This window comes from Streptomyces sp. NBC_00016 (assembly GCF_045040885.1).
Taxonomy (GTDB): Bacteria; Actinomycetota; Actinomycetes; order Streptomycetales; family Streptomycetaceae; genus Streptomyces; species Streptomyces coriariae.
The window spans coordinates 5,169,781-5,186,662 of sequence record NZ_CP108304.1; the positions used below are offsets into that span (position 1 = coordinate 5,169,781).

A 16,882-nucleotide genomic window follows, 5' to 3' on the forward strand; every position below is an offset into this window, starting at 1 on the left:
CCTAGTGACATACCGCGCGGTATGTGCGCAGAATCAGCACAACCGTTACCACCGCGTAGGCAATGTCGCCGCCCTGGGAGGACGCCGTGCTGAGCACCATGCAGGACGTACCGCTGACCGTCACCCGCATTCTCGTTCACGGTGTGCTGGTGCACGGCCGTTCCCAGATCACCACCTGGACAGGTGAGAGCGAGCCCCAGCGGCGCAGTTTCGCCGAGGCGGGCACCCGGGCGGTGCAGCTGGCGAACGCCCTGCGCGACGACCTCGGCGTCCGTGGCGACGACCGGGTGGCGACGCTGATGTGGAACAACGCCGAGCACGTCGAGGCGTACTTCGCGATCCCCTCCATGGGCGCGGTGCTGCACACCCTCAACCTGCGCCTCCCGGCCGAGCAGTTGGTGTGGATCGTCAACCACGCCGCCGACAAGGTCGTCATAGTCAATGGATCGCTGCTCCCGCTGCTCGCGCCCCTGCTGCCGAAGCTGCCCACGCTCGAGCACATCGTCGTCTCGGGCCCGGGCGACCGCTCGCTCCTCGAGGGCGCCCACGCGCGCGTGCACGAGTACGAGGAGCTGATCGCGGACAAGCCGAAGACCTTCGACTGGCCCGAGCTGGACGAACGCCAGGCCGCCGCCATGTGCTACACCTCCGGGACCACGGGCGACCCCAAGGGCGTGGTCTACAGCCACCGTTCGATCTACCTGCACTCCATGCAGGTGAACATGGCCGAGTCGATGGGCCTGACCGACCAGGACACCTCGCTCGTCGTCGTCCCGCAGTTCCACGTCAACGCCTGGGGGCTGCCGCACGCCACGTTCATGACCGGCATCAACATGCTGATGCCGGACCGCTTCCTCCAGCCCGCGCCCCTCGCCGAGATGATCGAGAGCGAGAAGCCGACCCACGCGGCCGCCGTCCCCACCATCTGGCAGGGTCTGCTGGCCGAGCTCACCGCCAAGCCGCGGGACGTCTCCTCCCTCACCCAGGTCACCATCGGCGGCTCGGCCTGTCCGCCCTCCCTCATGACCGCGTTCGACGAGCTGGGCATGCGGGTCTGCCACGCCTGGGGCATGACGGAGACCTCCCCGCTCGGGACCATCGCCCGTCCGCCGGCCCACGCGGTCGGCACCGACGAGGAACTCGGCTACCGCCTCACCCAGGGCCGCTTCCCGGCCGGCGTCGAGGGCCGCCTCACCGGCCCCGGCGGCGAACGCCTCCCCTGGGACGGCGAGTCCGCGGGCGAGCTGGAGGTGCGCGGCGCGTGGATCGCCGGCGCCTACTACAACGGCCCCGACGGCGAGCCCCTGCGGCCCGCCGACAAGTTCAGCGAGGACGGCTGGCTGAAGACGGGCGACGTCGGCACCATCTCCGCCGACGGCTTCCTCACCCTCACCGACCGCGCCAAGGACGTCATCAAGTCCGGCGGCGAGTGGATCTCGTCGGTGGACCTGGAGAACGCGCTGATGTCCCACCCGGACGTCACCGAGGCCGCCGTCGTGGCCGTCCCGGACGACAAGTGGGGCGAGCGCCCGCTGGCCACGGTCGTCCTCAGGGAGGGCGCCACCACGGACTTCGAGGCCCTGCGCGCCTTCCTCGCCGCCGAGGGGCAGATCGCCAAGTGGCAGCTCCCGGAGCGCTGGACGATCATCGGGTCGGTCCCGAAGACGAGCGTGGGCAAGTTCGACAAGAAGGTGCTGCGCAGGCAGTACGCGGAGGGCGAGCTGGACGTCACCCGGCTCTGAACCCGCCCGCGCCGCGGACGCGGGGACCGACGCAGCAGCCGTCGCGGCCGTTCACGCAGGTCGTGTACGCCGGGCAGGGCACCTCGCGGCCCCTGCCCGGCGTACGCCGTTCTGCGCGACCGTACGGCCAGGCCGACTTCACCGTCGTACGGCCGTCACCGTCGTACGGCTGTCACCGTCGTACGGCCGTGGTCGTCCAGCCCAGGACCAGCCAGGCGCCCGCCACCGCGACAACGCCACCCCAGCCGAAGTGGGTGAAGGCGAGGCCGGCCAGGGCCGAGGCGGTCGCGCCGCCGGCGAACCCCGCGACGACATAGGCGCTGTTCGCGGTGGCCGGGGCGGAGGTGGTCGTCAGGGCGAGGGTCTGGTTGGCGACATGGGAGGCGACGAGCGCCGCGTGGATCACGATCGCGGCCACGAAGAGCGCCACGAGCACCTGCCCGCCCAGCCAGAACAGCGGGACCGAGACAGCGGCGAGAAGATACGCGTTGCGGACGACCTTCGCGGCGCCGAAGCGGTCGACCAGACCGCCGGCCAGCGGCGCGACGACGCTGGCGGCCAGTCCGAACAGGCCGAAGAGGCCGGCGGTGGCGGTCGTCAGGCCGTAGGACTCCTCGCTCGTCAGCAGCAGGGCCAGCGAGGTCCACAAGGCGCTCCAGGCGCCGTACATCCCGGCCTGCCGCACGCAGGCCCGCCACAGGTCGGGCGAGCGCCGCACCAGGCCCGGCATCGCGGTGAGGCCGGCGAAGAGGTGACCCTCACGGGGGCGGTGGCGCTCGGTGGGGAGGGCGGCCGCGGTCAGCAGGCCCAGGATCGTGGTGAGGACGGCAGCGCCGACGAACACCGCCCGCCAGCCGAAGGCCTGCCCGGCGAGTCCGCCGAGGACCCGGGCCGCGACGATGCCCGTGAACAGCCCGGCGATGACGGCGGCCACGTGCCGGGCGCGCCGGTCGGCGGGGGCGCGGGCGGCGACCAGCGGCACGAGGAGCTGTGGGACGACGGTCGCGGCCGAGGCGACGAGCACGGCGGCCGCGAGCGCGCCGGTCCCGGCGGCCGCGGCCGCGGCGACCAGGGCCGCCGCGGTGACCAGGGAGAGGACGGCGACCAGTCGGCGCCGGTTCACGCGGTCGCCGAGCGGGGCGAAGACGAGCAGGCCGGCCGCGTAGCCGAACTGGGCGACCGAGGCGATCCAGGCCACGGCCGAGGGCGCCGAGCCGAAGTCGTGGGCGATGAGGGGGAGCAGCGGGGCCGCGAGATAGATGTTGGCCGCCGTGACGGCGGTGCAGAGGGCGATGAGGACGAGGAGAAGCCCGTTGCGGCGGGCCGCGACCGCCGAGGGGGCGACTTCCTCTCCCGCTTCTCGGACTGCTGTGACTTCGGACGGCATGGCGGAGGTGCTCCTTCGAGCGTCTCTAATAACTAACCAGTTGGTTGGAACAGCAGGGGAACAGTCTGCGGCGAGCGTGAATTCCCTGTCAACCAACTAGTTGGTTAGGTCCGTGGCTACGATGGCTCCATGGCAACCACCAGGGATCCCGAGGCCACCCGAGCCCGGATCTTCGACGCCGCCGTCGCGGAGTTCGCCCGCCACGGCATCGCGGGCGCCCGCATCGACCGCATCGCCGCCGAAGCCAAGGCGAACAAGCAGCTCATCTACGCCTACTTCGGCAACAAGGCCGAGCTGTTCTCCCAGGTCCTCGGCCGTCGCATGCTGGACCTCGCCGCCGCCGTCCCCGTCGACCCGGACGACATCGAGAGCTGGCTCGACCGGGTGATGGACTACCACGGCGCCCACCCCGAGCTGCTGCGGCTCCTGTACTGGGAGGGCATCGAGTACGGCGGCACCGAGCTGCTGCCCGACGAGACGGAACGCCAGGAGCACTACGCGCAGAAGGTCGCCGCCATCCAGGACGGCCAGGACCGGGGCGTGATCTCCGACGCGATCCCGGCCCCCGACCTCTTCTTCCTGTTGATCGCCATGGCCAACTGGGCTGCCTTCGTGCCCCAGATGAGCCGTATCCTGGCGGGCTCCGAGGATGCCGACCGCGACCGCCTGCGCGCCTCCATCAAGGAGGCGGCACGGCGGATGGTCGCCCGGTAGGAGAGCCCGGTAGGACCGGCCCGGTAGGACGTCGCCGGGCCGGACGCGCAGGGTCGGACGAGGCCGGCCGGACGGCTCCTAGTTGGTGCCGATCCGGGCCAGCAGGTCCACGATCCTGCTCTGCACCTCCGCGCTCGTCGACCGCTCGGCGAGGAAGAGGACCGTCTCCCCCGACGCCAGCCGCGGCAGGTCGGCCGGGTCGACGGCGGCCGTGTAGACGACCAGCGGAGTGCGGTTGAGCTGGCCGTTCGCCCGCAGCCAGTCCAGGATTCCGGCATGGCGCCGGGACACCTGCATCAGGTCCATCACGACCAGGTTCGGCCGCAGCTGCCCGGCGAGCGTGACGGCGTCCGCGTCGCTCGCCGCCCGCGCCACCTGCATCCCGCGCCGCTCCAGCGTCGAGGTCAGGGCGAGGGCGATCTCGGCGTGCTCCTCGATGAGCAGCACCCGCGGCGGATGCTGCTCGCTGTCGCGCGGCGCGAGCGCCTTCAGCAGGACGGCGGGATCGGCGCCGTACGCCGCCTCGCGCGTCGCCTGTCCGAGCCCGGCCGTGACCAGCACCGGAACCTCGGCGGCCACCGCGGCCGTGCGCAGCGACTGCAACGCGGTACGGGTGATCGGCCCGGTCAGCGGGTCCACGAACAGCGCGGCCGGGAAGGCGGCGATCTGCGCGTCGACCTCCTCGCGCGAGTGCACGATCACCGGCCGGTAGCCGCGGTCGCTGAGCGCCTGCTGCGTACTGACGTCCGGCGCCGGCCAGACCAGCAGCCGACGCGGGTTGTCCAGCGGCTCCGGCGGCAGCTCGTCGTCCAGCGGCTGCGGCCGCGGCGGATCCGCCACCTCGACGGCCCCACCGGGCCCGTCCAGCGGCTCGGGCCCCTCGGCGGCGTTCTCGTCCGGGGCCCCTATGGCGTACGACCGTCCGGCGCCCTCGGTCCCCGGCCCACCCGGCACGAGCCGCGACTGACCCGCGAGGGAGGGATGCGGTACGGGGGGCGGTACGGGCGCGGCTGCCGGCGTGGGTGCCGTGCCGGGCGCCGCTGCCGGAGCCACGACGGCCTGCGCCTGTGCCGGGGTCTGCGCGGCGACGGGCTGCTCGGCCGACGGGTGCGGACGCGCCGTCTGCTCAGGGCGCGTCGTCGGGTCGGGCGGAGTCCCCAGCTTGCGGCGCCGCCCGGAACCACCGGGGGCGTGCGGGGCGGGGGTGGCCGTGGACTGCGCCGACGGCACCCCCGGCTGCGATTGACGCATCGCCTGAGCCTGCTGTGCGTGCTGAGCCTGCTGTGCGTGCTGCAACTGCTGTGCCTGCTGCACCTGCGCGGCCTGCCGGGTGAACGGCACGCCCTGCCCCAGGGTCCGCACGCTGATCGCCCGACCCTGCGTCGAGTTGGGGTCCATCGGCCGGCCCGCCGCGGCCTCGGCGGGCAGCGGCTGCGCCACCCGCGGCTGCCCCACAGCGGCCTCGGGCGGAAGCGGGGTACCACCGCTGGGCGTTGTCGTCACCGGTGCGGGCTGCGCGGCCGCGGGGGCTGCTGCGGCCGGGGCCGCTTCGGCCGGGAGCGGCTGACCCTGCCCGGGCGCGTTCGGCACGGGGTTGGCGGCCGCCTGCGCGGGGAGCGGCTGACCTGCGGCCGGCTGCCCGGGGACGGGCACGGCCGCCGGAACCGCCTGCGCGGCGGCAGGCTGCGCGGCGGCGACGGGCTGTCCCACCTGCTGCGGCTGAGACGGGGGCTGGGGCTGCTGAACCTGTGCCGGGGCGGCGACCTCCGCGGCCTGAGCGACGGCCCGTCGACGGCGACCCGTGGGCGCGTTCGTGGGGTGCGGCTGGGGCGGGGTGTGGTCGTCGGCCTGGTCGTGCGGGACGGCGTCGTGCCGCCCGTGGTCGATCGCGGAATCCTCGGCGGAGCCCTGAACCGGCGGCTGAGCCTGAACCGGCGGCTGAGCCTGCGCGGGAACCGGGCCCTGTGCGGGAACCGGTCCCTGTGCGGGCACCTGAACCGCTCCCGACGCCTGCACCGCTCCCGGAGCCGGAGCCGGAGCCGGAGCCGGAATCGGACCCGGAACCGGAATCGGCCCCACTGCTCGGGCGGCCTGGGGAGCTTGGGGAGCTTGGGGAGCCTGGGCGGCTTGAGCGGTCTGGGCGGTCGGACTCGTGCCGACGGCACCGTCCGGCGCCCGGTCGGCCTGCGCGGGCGGCAGGGCGAACACCGCGCGGGGCCCCGCCTCCTGCGCGGCGGCGCGCTCGTTCGCGGCGGCCAGGGCACGCCGTCGCCTGCCCGTCGGCTGTCCGTCCTCCGTCTCCGCCTGAGTCATGGTTCCCGGACCCGTCCCCGGGGCCTCGGCCGGGGCGCCCGCGAGCGCCGGCAGCGCGGGCGGCAACGCGTTCTGCGGCTGCCGGCCGTCCGGTGCGTGCTGCGGGGGCCGCTGGCCGCCCGGCGCGGGTACGCCCTGCGGCGGAACGGTGCCGCCGAGTCCCGTACCCGAGGCCGCGGTCCCCGCCGCGTGCTCGGCGGCCGTGACGACGGCACCCTCGCTCACCCCGCCGTCGAGCGCCGCGGGCATCCCCGCGTCGGCTCCCACGACGGCGATCTCGGCCGACCGCCCACGCCGCCGCCCGGTGCCGCCTGAGCCCTCCGGGCCCTCGGCCTCGTCCACGGCGGGCGACAGCTCGCCCGGAGTCTCCTCCGGGGCCGCGGCCCCGGCCCGCCTGCGCCGCCGACCGGTCGGAACCGCCGCCTCTGCTTCGGCGCCGCCCTCCGCGGCCGGGACGTCGCCCTCCAGGAAGGCGTCCACGGAGGACCGTCGAGCCCGTCGGCGCCCACCGGCGCCGTACTCGCCCGGAACGTCCTCCTCCGAGGCCATGGCGGGGGCGGGGGCCGCCGAGGCGGCGCCGCCTCCGGCCGCGAGGGCGGGCAGGGCCATGGCCGCCGGAGCCGCCATGGCTCCCGCGCCACCGCCCAACGGCACCTCCAGCACGTACGCGCTGCCGCTCATGCCCGGTACCTCGTGCGTCTGCAGCACGCCACCGTGCGCCCGCACGATCCCCCGCACGATCGGTTCGTGCACGGGGTCGCCGCCGGCGTACGGCCCGCGCACCTCGATGCGGACGACCTCGCCGCGCTGGGCGGCCGCCACCACGACCGTGTTGTCCATGTAACCGCCCGCCGAGACGGGCGCGTTGCCGGTGGCGTCGACGCCCGCGACGTCGGCCACGAGGTGCGCGAGCGCGGTCGCGAGGAGCCGCGCGTCGACCTCGGCCTCGATGGGCGGCGCGTGCACGGCGAACTGCACCCGTCCCGGCCCGATGAGATCCACCGCGCCGTCGACACCGGCGGCGACGACGGCGTCGAGCATCACCTTCGTCCGGGCGATGACCTCCGACCCGGTGTCGAGACGCTGGTAGCCGAGCACGTTGTCGATGAGCGTGGTGATCCGCGAGTAGCCGGCCGACAGGTGGTGGAGCACCTGGTTGGCCTCGGGCCAGAGCTGGCCGGCGTCGTCCGCGGCGAGCGCCGCCAGCTCGCGGCGCAGTTCGTCCAGAGGCCCGCGCAGGGAATCCCCGAGCAGGGTGAGCAGCTGCTCGTGCCGCCCGGCGAGCGCCTCGTACCGGTCCTTCTCGCGCTCACCGAGCGAGGCGTAGCGCTCCTCGCCGGCCGCGAGCTCCTCCTCGTGCCGCTCGCGCAGCTCCTCGAGCTCGGTGACGTGCTGCTGGCGCAGCGCGGTGAGGTCGGAGGCGTGCTCCTCGGAGAGCTTCTCCAACTCGTCCGCGTGCCGCTTCTCGACGCCGTCCTTCTCCTCGGCGAGGGCGTCGTAGGGCCGGCGGTCGGTGAAGGTCATGACGGCGCCGACGAGCTGATCGCCGTCGCGCACGGGCGCGGTCGTCAGATCGACCGCCACCCTGTCCCCGCTCTTGGACCACAGCACCTGCCCGCGCACCCGGTGCTTGCGCCCGGACCGCAGGGTGTCGGCGAGCGGCGACTCGTCGTACGGGAACGGCGAGCCGTCGGCGCGCGAGTGCAGCACGAGGGTGTGCAGCTCCTTGGCGCCGAGATCGCTGGCCCGGTATCCCAGTATCTGGGCGGCGGCCGGGTTGACGAGGACGATCCGGCCGTCGGTGTCGGTGCCCACGACGCCCTCGGACGCGGCCCTCAGGATCATCTCGGTCTGCCGCTGCGAACGCGCCAGCTCGGCCTCGGTGTCGACGGTCCCGGACAGGTCGCGCACGACGAGCATCAGCAGTTCGTCGGAGGCGGAGGAGTAGCCGTAGCCGTCGTAGGCCTGCTGACCGTTCTCGAGGTTGGCGCTGGTGACCTCGACCGGGAACTCGCTGCCGTCGGTGCGGCGCGCGACCATCCGGGTCGGCTTGGTCCGCCCGCGCGGGTCCATGTGATCGGGCCGCCGCATGGACCCCGGGATGAGCTTGGAGTCGAACTGCGGCAGCAGATCGAGCAGCCCCCGCCCCACCAGCGCGGTACCCGGCGTCTCGAACGCCTCCAGCGCGATGGTGTTCGCGTTGACGACGGTCCCGTTGGCGTTGACCAGCAACAGCGCATCGGGGAGCGCGTCGAGTATGGCTGCGAGGCGAGCAGCGCCTCGGGATGGCCTGCTGCTCACGAGTCGCTTCCTCCCTGTTACCGCACCTTGCCGACCGTTCGGGCCATCTTGCCAACCGGCCCGCACCGTGTCACGCGAGGGAGTCTAAGGGCTGGGGTCCCGTCGGCGGCGCCGGATGAGAGGGAGCTCGCACGACGAAGTGACCCAGAACGTGTGTCCTCACCTGTCGTGGCCTGTCCCTGTGCACGACGGACGGCTCCCGCGCCCGCCCCGCATCCTGCTCGGACTGCGCGGGACCTTCGCGCGACCTTTACGGAACCGGTGCTTCCGCCACGCGTCGCCTGTACGCGCACGACCGCGGAGGCGAGGGAGGGCTCGTCGGACACCGGTCGCGCGTCAGCGGGCGGCCGGGCGCAGGTCGGGCAGCAGCGGCACGAGCCGGTCCCACCGCTCGATCTGGCAGCCGTTGCTGCGGTCGTAGGTCGCGTCGACCGGCCGCCCGGCCCAGCGGCCCGTGACGTGGGCGGTGGCCGGCCCGCCGTACCGCATGGTGCAGATGCCGTCGGCCGGAGCGGGCGCGAAGGCGTTCCTGCCCCACCGGGTGTTGCGGTCCACGGCGCGACAGGCGCTTCCCGCGTCCGGGTGACTGCCGCCTCCCGGGTGGCAGTACAGCTCGAACGTCCCGTTCGCCCGGCCGCCGGCGCGCCGGACGGTGACCGTGAGGTGATCACCGGAGACCCGGTCCTCCTCCCGGACGGGCGGCGGCGCGAGTGACGCGAGCGAAGTGGCGCCGGCGACGGCGGCGACCGACGTTGCGGCCCCGGCTGTCCCGGCGGCGTAGGCGGTGACGGGCCCGGTGGCGGACGAGGCGACCGCGGCGGCGCAGGCGGCGGAAGCGGCGACGGCGAGCCGCAGGAGTGGGGTGACCTGGAACATGACAGGACTAACGCGAGGCCCCCGACGATGTTGCGCCCCGGCAACCGCTTTGCCCTGCGACCCACCTGCCTAGTACCGTGGACGCCGATTGGTGACACGCCCTTCGACTGTGTCATCATCTGCACGCACCACTCGCCCACACGCGAGCGGTTGTGCTGGAGGCGTCGCCTAGTCGGGTCTATGGCGCCGCACTGCTAATGCGGTTTGGGACTTCAATCCCATCGAGGGTTCAAATCCCTCCGCCTCCGCGCGATCACCGAAGCCCCGGTCCACCCGACCGGGGCTTCGTCGTTTCCCAAGACCCCTCAGACAGGCGTTTCCGCAGCTCACAAGCGGTATGGCAAACGGATTTCACATGTCGGCGGCAGTCATGTAATGTTCTTCCTGTCGCCGCGAGCGGGCCGGAAGGGCCGAGAGCGAAGACAGAAAAACCGAATAACAAGCACTCGTAGCTTAACGGATAGAGCATCTGACTACGGATCAGAAGGTTGCAGGTTCGAATCCTGCCGAGTGCACAGCTGACCAGAGGCCCTGAGGATCACTCCTCAGGGCCTCTGGCTTTTGCCTTGACCGCAGTGTTTGACGGCAGCCGGGTGCGGGGCGGATCAGACTCCCTCGGTTCGGTCGTCCTGACATGCCGCATCCGGCTCTCGCAGCCTGGCTCAGGTTCCTCCTCGCCGACAGGGGGACGCCGGTTGCTCACCGTGGGGGGTCTTTCACCACGGCAATTGCCAAGGTAAGACTCCGTTTCGGCCGCTGACGATCACGGCGGCATTGCGCATCAGCGGCAACCCTCGTGCCATGACAACCTGCCTGCAGACACACCCATTTGGACCCGGAGGTACACCGCGCGTGGCGGCGAAGACCAATCCCACTGTCAGGAGACGCCGTCTCGGCGCCGAGCTGCGTCGGCTCCGCGTGCTCAGTGGGTTGAAGAGCACAGAAGTGGCCGAGCGGCTCATGGTCTCTCAGCCCAAGATCAGTCATCTGGAGAACGGCAACCGCGCCATCAGCCCCCGTGATGTGCGCGACCTGTGCGTGATCTACGGAGTGACGGACCAGCAAGTCATCGACTCCCTGATGGAGATGGCCAGGGAATCCGGTCAGCGGGGCTGGTGGCACTCCTATGGCGAACTCTCCGGCAGTGTCTACATCGGCCTGGAGACGGACGCCGCTTCCCTGCACACCCACGCGCCCATGATGGTGCCCGATCTGCTGCAGACCCCTGCCTACGCCCAGGCTGTCATCGGGGAAACCATCCCTCGGCTCACTGCCGAACAGGCCGCCACGCAGCTCAAGGTACGGCTGCGCCGCCAGCACCGGATCTACGACCTGGCCTGCCCGCTGCGCCTGTGGGTCATCATCGACGAATCGGCCCTGCGCCGCGTCGTCGGCAGCCCGGACGTCATGCGTGAACAACTGGAGCACCTGAAGGCACTCAGCGCGGAGCCGCACATCACGGTGCAGGTCCTTCCCTACACGGTCGGCGCTCATCCGGGTCTGTCAGGACAGTTCTCCATCCTGCGGTTCGCCGACAGTCCCGAGGCGGGGGTGGTGTACCTGGAGCGGTTCGCCAGCGATCTCTACCTGGAGAAGCCGTCCGACGTGCGGCACTACAACGTGATGTACGACCACCTCCAGGCGCAGGCCCTCACCCCGGACAGCAGCCGCGACTTCATCACCGACACCGCCACGACGTACGTCGACGCGCCGATCCCGTCCTGAGTGACCTCGGGTACGAACCACGGGTCAGCGGCAGGCTTCGGCGAGGGAGCCGGTGCGTCGTCGGCGGGCTCAATCGAGGGTGGCGAGGTGATCGGCGTCGCCGCCTCGCCACTCGATGAGGAAGATGGTCGCGTCGTCGGTCGTGGTGCCGCCGCGTTCCTGTTTCAGGGCGTGGGAGAGCGCTCGTACCACCGCCCGTACCTGGGGGCGGTCGCGGAGGATCCGATTGGTCCACTCGATCAGCTGCTCCTCACCGAACTGTTCTCCGCCGGCCTGGTGCTCTTCGATCAGGCCGTCGGTGAAGCACAGCAACCGGTCCCCGGGTTGCAGCATCCGCTCGCTGACCACCGGCTCCTCACCGCCGAAGCCGACCGGCAACGTGGTCGGGCTCTCCAGCCGGTCCACCACCGCGCGGTCACGGATCAGGAACGGAGCCGGGTGGCCGGCGTTGACCCACTGCAGCCGGCCTGTGGTGATGTCCAGGATCATCATCTGAGCGGTGACGAAGTGGTCGGGGCCGAACTGCTCATTGATGGCCCTGTCCATGAACGCGTACACCTGGGACAGATCCGTATGGGCCCGTCGCGTGTGGCGATAGGCGCCGACGGCCACCGTCGCCATGGTTGCGGCCTCCAGTCCGTGGCCCATCGCGTCGAGCATGGCCACGTGCAGGATGTCGCCGTTGAGGGCGTAGTCGAAGCTGTCGCCGGCCACGTCGTAGGCGGGCTCGAGGATCCCGGCCACCTCGACCTGCGGAATGGTCATCGACAGCGGGGGCAGCAACGACCACTGGATCTCCGCGGCCACACTCATCGGGGAACTGCGGCGGGCCTGGAAGAACTGGTCGGTGTAGGCGTCCTTGGTGACGATCATGTCCGCGACCAGACCGGCGAGTCTGCGCAGCAACCGCCGGTCGTCGTCGTCGACCCTGTTCAGGGTGACGGCCATCACCCCGATCTGGTCGCTGCCGTCCAGCAGCGGTAGGTACATCCGCACACTGCCGTCCTGCGGCACTTCCACCGTTCTGCGGCTCAGGAAAGCGTCGCCTGCGGGGGAGTTCTCGACCGGCTCGGGGCCGCCGACCTTCAGCCTCCGGCCCGGCAGCGGCACCAGGAGCACCTGTTCGTAGTCCTGCAGGAGGATGGAGACGTCCCGGCCCCCGAACCTGGCCACCTCTTCCGCGACGAGGGGGGCGATCAACTGCGGCGGCATCTCGTGGGCGCGGTCCAGCAGCACCCCCAACAGTCGTTCGCCGAATCCCTCCGACCGGTCCACCCCGACCCGGTCCGGCTTCCGCCCACCGTCCGTCATCGTTGTCTGCTTCCCTTCGTCCCGGTCACGGGGAACTCATCGGGGTGGCAGCTCCACGCGGTGTTCACCAGGCGGTTCGGTGCCCCGGCCTCGCCGAACCGCAGCCGGTGCGGGCGGTGCCGACCGGAAGGCGTCGGCGCCACAACAGGCTCGGGCGGCGCTGAGGGGGGCACGCCGCCCGATGGGCGGGCCGGGGTCGGGGTACCGGTCTTGATCGAACGGGCCCTGTTCCCGGCGGCAGTGTCCGTCGTGCTTCAACGACCCCGGCGTATACACACCGGGGTCGCCCTTCCGGGCCGGACGCACGTGAGAGTGTGCCGACCCGCTTCCATGCTATCCCTGGCGCAGATTTCGGACATGTGGCGTCTTTCGGGACAGCTGCGCTGCTCGGACGAGGCGAAGCAGCGGCGGAGAACCTCGGCGACCTGGGGGGCCGGTAGGCGTCTCTGCGGCGGCTGACCGGCGCCGTCCGGCGGCTCGGCCGACCGACACCGTTCAGTGCGGTGTCTGGCGGGGGCCATTGCGTTGCCGACGGCGCCGAGTATTCAGGGAGTGTGGCGCATAGTCGGAAATGTTAATCAGAGTATTAACGCAGCACTGTCCGCTGTTTGAATGAGAGAGAACTGCCCCCGTTTCGTTGATGCCGGGGCAAGGATATTTCTGCGTAATATGCGGCAGCAGTGAAAAGGCTTCCGGGTGATCGGTAGGGCCCGGTACGCCACGGCCCTCACAGAAAATGGCTTTGATGAAGCTGAAGATCCCTCAAGCAGCTGACCGCCGCACTCTGTCCGGCTTGCTGGCCTCCGCCCTCGCGGCGACGGTTTCCGCTGCGATGGTCTTCCTGACGCCGACGGCCGCGTCGGCGATCGCATTGCCCGTACCTCTGGGCACCACCGCCACTTACTCCGTTCTGGCGGGTCAGGGAGTCACCAACACCGGCAACTCGGTGCTCGCCCACGACCTCGGGACGCACCCGAACCCGGCCATCACCGGATTTCCACCCGGCCAGGTGGGAGGTGCCATCCACCCTGCGGACGCCGCGGCCCTCCAGGCCAAGGCCGACCTGCTCGTGGCGTACAACAACGCCGCCGGCCAGGCCGTGGACTTCGCGCTTCCGGCGGGAATCGGCGGAGGTCCGGCGCTGCTTCCCGGCGTCTACCACGCCACAGCCGGTGTCGGCATCACCGGTGACCTGGTCCTGGACGGTCAGGGCAGCTCCGACGCGGTCTGGGTGTTCCAGATCCCTGAGTCCCTGACGACGGCAACCTCCAGCCGGATTCTCCTCACCAACGGCGCTTCGGCGTGCAACGTGTTCTGGCAGATCGGCGAAGACGCGTCGCTCGGCGTCACCACCGCCTTCGTGGGCACCCTCATGGCCGAGAACTCGATCACTGTGAACCAGGGAACGAACGTCGAGGGCCGGTTGCTGGCCCAGGTAGGTTCTGTGACCCTCAACAACAACAGGATCTTCCTCGGCGGGTGCGCGGCCTCCACCGCTGGTGGAACGACGACGGGAACGACCACCGGCACCACCACCGGCACGACCACCAGTGGAGGGCTCCTCGGCGGCGGCCTCGTCAGCGGTGGCCTCGTCACGGGTGGCGTCCTGGGCGGGCCCATCGTCGGGAGCGGCGGCACCTCGGGCAACACCGCCGGTAACTCGTCCGGAAACACCGCGGGCAACACCGCCGGGAACACCACCGGTGGGAACACCGCAGGCAACAGCGCCGGAAACACCGCCGGCGGGAACGGCCCCGGCGGGAACGGCCATGCGCCGGGCGGACCGGGCGGACCGGGCGGACCGGGCGGACCGGGCGGACCGGGCGGACCGGGCCACGGTGGCAACGGTGGCAACGGAAAGCATGATCACGGCGGCAAGCTCGACCTCGGGCAGTACATCCACCCCGGTAAGCCCGACCACGGCAAGTACGACCACGGCCGGGAAGACCACGGCAAGTACGACCACGGCCAGGAAGACCACGGCAAGTACGACCACGGCCAGGAAGACCACGGCCAGGACGATCACGACAAGCAGTCCGGCGAGAACTTCGGCTACGACGACGTGCCCAAGAGCCACGGGGGCGACGACCACTCCCAGGGTTACGAGGGCTAGGCAGCGCACTGCGGTCGGTCCGCTCACCGGATGACGGCGCGCGGCGGAATTCTCATCGAATCCGCCGCGCGCCGTCGGGGGCAGCCGACGCGGAAAGCAGTGCGAGCAGCTGAAACGAGAAAGACAGGGTACGCGGTGTCGAGCGGAATTGACTCAGCGGGTGTGAAGGAAGTTCAGCACTCCGAATCCGGTCCGGTCGTGCAGGAACGGCCTGACGCGACGGCTGCGCCGCCCAAACTGCCGAGAGGTGCCCGTGCGCTGAAATCCGGACTGTGCGCCACCGTGGTCCTGTGCCTGGTGGCGAGTGTCGTCCACGTGCTTCTGGTGTTTCTTCACGTGGCACCGGCCAACACCATCTCCAAGCGATACAGCCCGCTGATCAATTCATGGGTGTACCCCTTCTTCGAACAGAATTGGCGGCTTTTCGCTCCGGACCCCGAATCCGTCAACCGGCAGATTCTGGCGAGAACCGCGCACACCGGCTCCGACGGATCGGTTCAGGTGAGTCCCTGGTTCGACCTGACCGCCATGGACCGTTCCGCGGTCGTGCATGATCCGTTCCCGAGCCATACGGCACAGAACATGCTGCGCCGCGCCTGGGCCGGCTACGTCGACTCTCACGGAGGAGACGACAAGGCGCACACCGAACGCGCCCTGATGATGCAGAAGTACCTGAGCAACATCGCCGCGGACCGCGCCGCCGCCCGCAAGGACGGCCCCTTCGACTTCATCCAGCTCCGCGTCGTCGCACTGTCCATCCCCGCGTCCGGCCCCGCCGCCGGCAATCGCCCGCCGACGCCGGCCGAGAACCGGCTCCTGCCCTGGTGGAAGGTGACCCGCCATGGAAAATGAGGCGCAGAGGTCCGCGTCCGCCGGCGTCGACCGGGGGCTCGCCGACCGGATCACCGGCGTGTGGGACCTCCTGACCGGCCGTCCGGTGTCCCTGTACGCGGCGTCGGTGCTGCGCATCGGCTACGGACTGCTCTACCTGATCTTTCTGCTGCGCGAGTTCCCGCACCGGGACGAGATCTGGGGTCCGGGTTCTGCGTGGACGCCCGCCCTGGCACACCAGCTCTTCGAGCAGACGGGCTGGTTCAGCGTTCTGGTCCTGTCGGACAGCCGTGCCTACTTCGAGCTCTGCTACGTGCTGGCTCTCGTCACGGCCGCACTGTTCATGCTGGGCTGGCGAACCCGCGTCCTGTCGGTCCTCTTCGCCGTCGTGGTGACCTCGTTCCACGGCCGGGCGATCTTCATGACGGACGGGGGCGACAACCTGGTCCTGCTGATGTCCCTCTACCTCGTCCTCACCGCATGCGGCCGACGCTGGTCCCTGGACGCACGCAGAAACAGGCTGAAGGCGGCCCGTGCGGGCAGCGCGCCGGAACCGGTCGGGAGTGCCTTCGCCCGGCAACTCCGCGATGCCAGGACCACTTTGATCACGGCGGTGCACAACTGCGGCATGTTCGTCATCGCGGCGCAGGTCTGCTTCCTCTACGGATCAGCCGGCCTGTACAAGGTCCAGGGCGCCTTCTGGGGCGGCGGCACCGCGCTCCACTACGTCCTGAACCTCGAACTGTTCCAGCCCTGGCCCGCCATCTCGGCCTTCGTCGACGAGCACACGCTCGTGGTCGCCGTCTTCGGCTACATGACCGTGCTCCTGCAGGTGGCCTTCCCGTTCGTGCTCTTCGGCAGGCTCAAGTACCCCGTCCTCGCCATGCTGCTGGGCATGCACATCGGCATCGCCGTGCTCATGGGGCTGCCTCTCTTCTCCGGCGCGATGATCGTCGCGGACGCCGTGTTCCTTCCCGATCGCTTCTACACCTTCCTGCCCCACCTCTGCCGACGCGCGGTGCGGCGGACGGACGGCAGCAGGCCGTGGTCCGGACCAGCGGCAGGCCCCGGAGCCGTACCTGTGCAAGGCGGGCCGGGCCGTGTGCCCGGCCCGACGCATCGAGTCGTGCTCCCGACAGGGCGGAAAGGCACGATGCCTGCCGCCGAGCCCGCGTCCCCCGGGCCCCCCTCAACAACGGCTGAGTGACCCTGCCACCGCGACAGGGGACGCGTCGCCACCGCCCGAGCCGCTCCAGGCCTTGTCCAGGCTGTGTCCGCGCCCTGTCCACCGGTGGCGAATCCTATTAAGCACTCAAGAGGAAGCGAGAAGAAAACCCGCTCGCCCCATAAAGTGCTGAATGAGATGCGTAGGAAATTAATGAAGAAAAGCTCTCCTTGTATTTCACAATGCCAGGGTCACTCATTTGCCGCGCATCTGGAGGAGGGTGAGCGGCGTTAGCGGTATATGACGAAAGAAAGGTCTCAGGGCCTGCCTCGGCGCACCGCGAGAGCGGATAATCTGCCTGCGGTCCGTGATCTGACAGTGGGGAAGTATATTTCTCCGACCGG

Annotated in this window: 10 protein-coding genes and 2 tRNA genes; 8 read left to right on the top strand and 4 right to left on the bottom strand. The window is 70.8% G+C overall.

What is annotated here, in order from left to right:
- Positions 1–62: 62 nt before the first annotated feature.
- Entirely contained in the window at positions 63–1,742 is a 1,680-nt protein-coding gene (locus tag OG933_RS22900) for a long-chain fatty acid--CoA ligase (protein ID WP_362530051.1), read from the top strand.
- Positions 1,743–1,914: 172 nt separating this feature from the next.
- On the opposite strand, the gene OG933_RS22905 is transcribed toward OG933_RS22900, so the two are convergent.
- Positions 1,915–3,129 carry an MFS transporter gene (locus OG933_RS22905; RefSeq protein WP_362530054.1) on the bottom strand — a complete coding sequence of 405 codons (1,215 nt, stop codon included), beginning with the start codon at positions 3,127–3,129 and terminating at the stop codon, positions 1,915–1,917.
- Between the two features lie 129 nt (positions 3,130–3,258).
- Between OG933_RS22905 and OG933_RS22910 the strand changes: the two genes are divergently transcribed.
- Positions 3,259–3,843: a TetR family transcriptional regulator gene (locus tag OG933_RS22910; RefSeq protein WP_362530056.1), complete on the top strand. Its 585-nt coding sequence runs from the start codon at positions 3,259–3,261 to the stop codon at positions 3,841–3,843.
- 78 nt (positions 3,844–3,921) lie between these two features.
- On the opposite strand, the gene OG933_RS22915 is transcribed toward OG933_RS22910, so the two are convergent.
- Complete coding sequence (locus tag OG933_RS22915; protein WP_405628717.1) at positions 3,922–8,457, bottom strand: PAS domain-containing protein; 4,536 nt, start codon at positions 8,455–8,457, stop codon at positions 3,922–3,924.
- 336 nt (positions 8,458–8,793) lie between these two features.
- Positions 8,794–9,333, bottom strand: a complete 540-nt coding sequence (locus OG933_RS22920) for an SSI family serine proteinase inhibitor (protein WP_405628719.1) — start codon at positions 9,331–9,333, stop codon at positions 8,794–8,796.
- A gap of 157 nt (positions 9,334–9,490) precedes the next feature.
- Between OG933_RS22920 and OG933_RS22925 the strand changes: the two genes are divergently transcribed.
- The 3 genes from OG933_RS22925 to OG933_RS22935 all read left to right on the top strand — a co-directional run bounded on the left by OG933_RS22925 (position 9,491) and on the right by OG933_RS22935 (position 11,058).
- Positions 9,491–9,581, top strand: a tRNA-Ser gene (locus OG933_RS22925).
- A gap of 194 nt (positions 9,582–9,775) precedes the next feature.
- Positions 9,776–9,848: transfer RNA gene (locus tag OG933_RS22930), tRNA-Arg, on the top strand.
- 337 nt (positions 9,849–10,185) lie between these two features.
- Entirely contained in the window at positions 10,186–11,058 is an 873-nt protein-coding gene (locus OG933_RS22935; RefSeq protein WP_362530064.1) for a helix-turn-helix transcriptional regulator, read from the top strand.
- Between the two features lie 69 nt (positions 11,059–11,127).
- Here OG933_RS22935 and OG933_RS22940 read toward each other — a convergent pair whose 3' ends face one another.
- Complete coding sequence (locus tag OG933_RS22940; protein WP_405628722.1) at positions 11,128–12,369, bottom strand: PP2C family protein-serine/threonine phosphatase; 1,242 nt, start codon at positions 12,367–12,369, stop codon at positions 11,128–11,130.
- A gap of 745 nt (positions 12,370–13,114) precedes the next feature.
- On the opposite strand from OG933_RS22940, the gene OG933_RS22945 reads away from it, so the two are divergent.
- From OG933_RS22945 to OG933_RS22955, 3 genes are all read left to right on the top strand, one after another.
- Positions 13,115–14,482 carry an ice-binding family protein gene (locus tag OG933_RS22945; RefSeq protein WP_405628723.1) on the top strand — a complete coding sequence of 456 codons (1,368 nt, stop codon included), beginning with the start codon at positions 13,115–13,117 and terminating at the stop codon, positions 14,480–14,482.
- Between the two features lie 162 nt (positions 14,483–14,644).
- Positions 14,645–15,334 carry a DUF5819 family protein gene (locus OG933_RS22950; RefSeq protein ID WP_362530072.1) on the top strand — a complete coding sequence of 230 codons (690 nt, stop codon included), beginning with the start codon at positions 14,645–14,647 and terminating at the stop codon, positions 15,332–15,334.
- On the top strand, positions 15,324–16,520 hold the full coding sequence (locus OG933_RS22955; RefSeq protein ID WP_405628725.1) for an HTTM domain-containing protein: 1,197 nt from the start codon (positions 15,324–15,326) through the stop codon (positions 16,518–16,520). The genes OG933_RS22950 and OG933_RS22955 overlap by 11 nt, the downstream gene beginning before the upstream one ends.
- Positions 16,521–16,882: the final 362 nt, after the last annotated feature.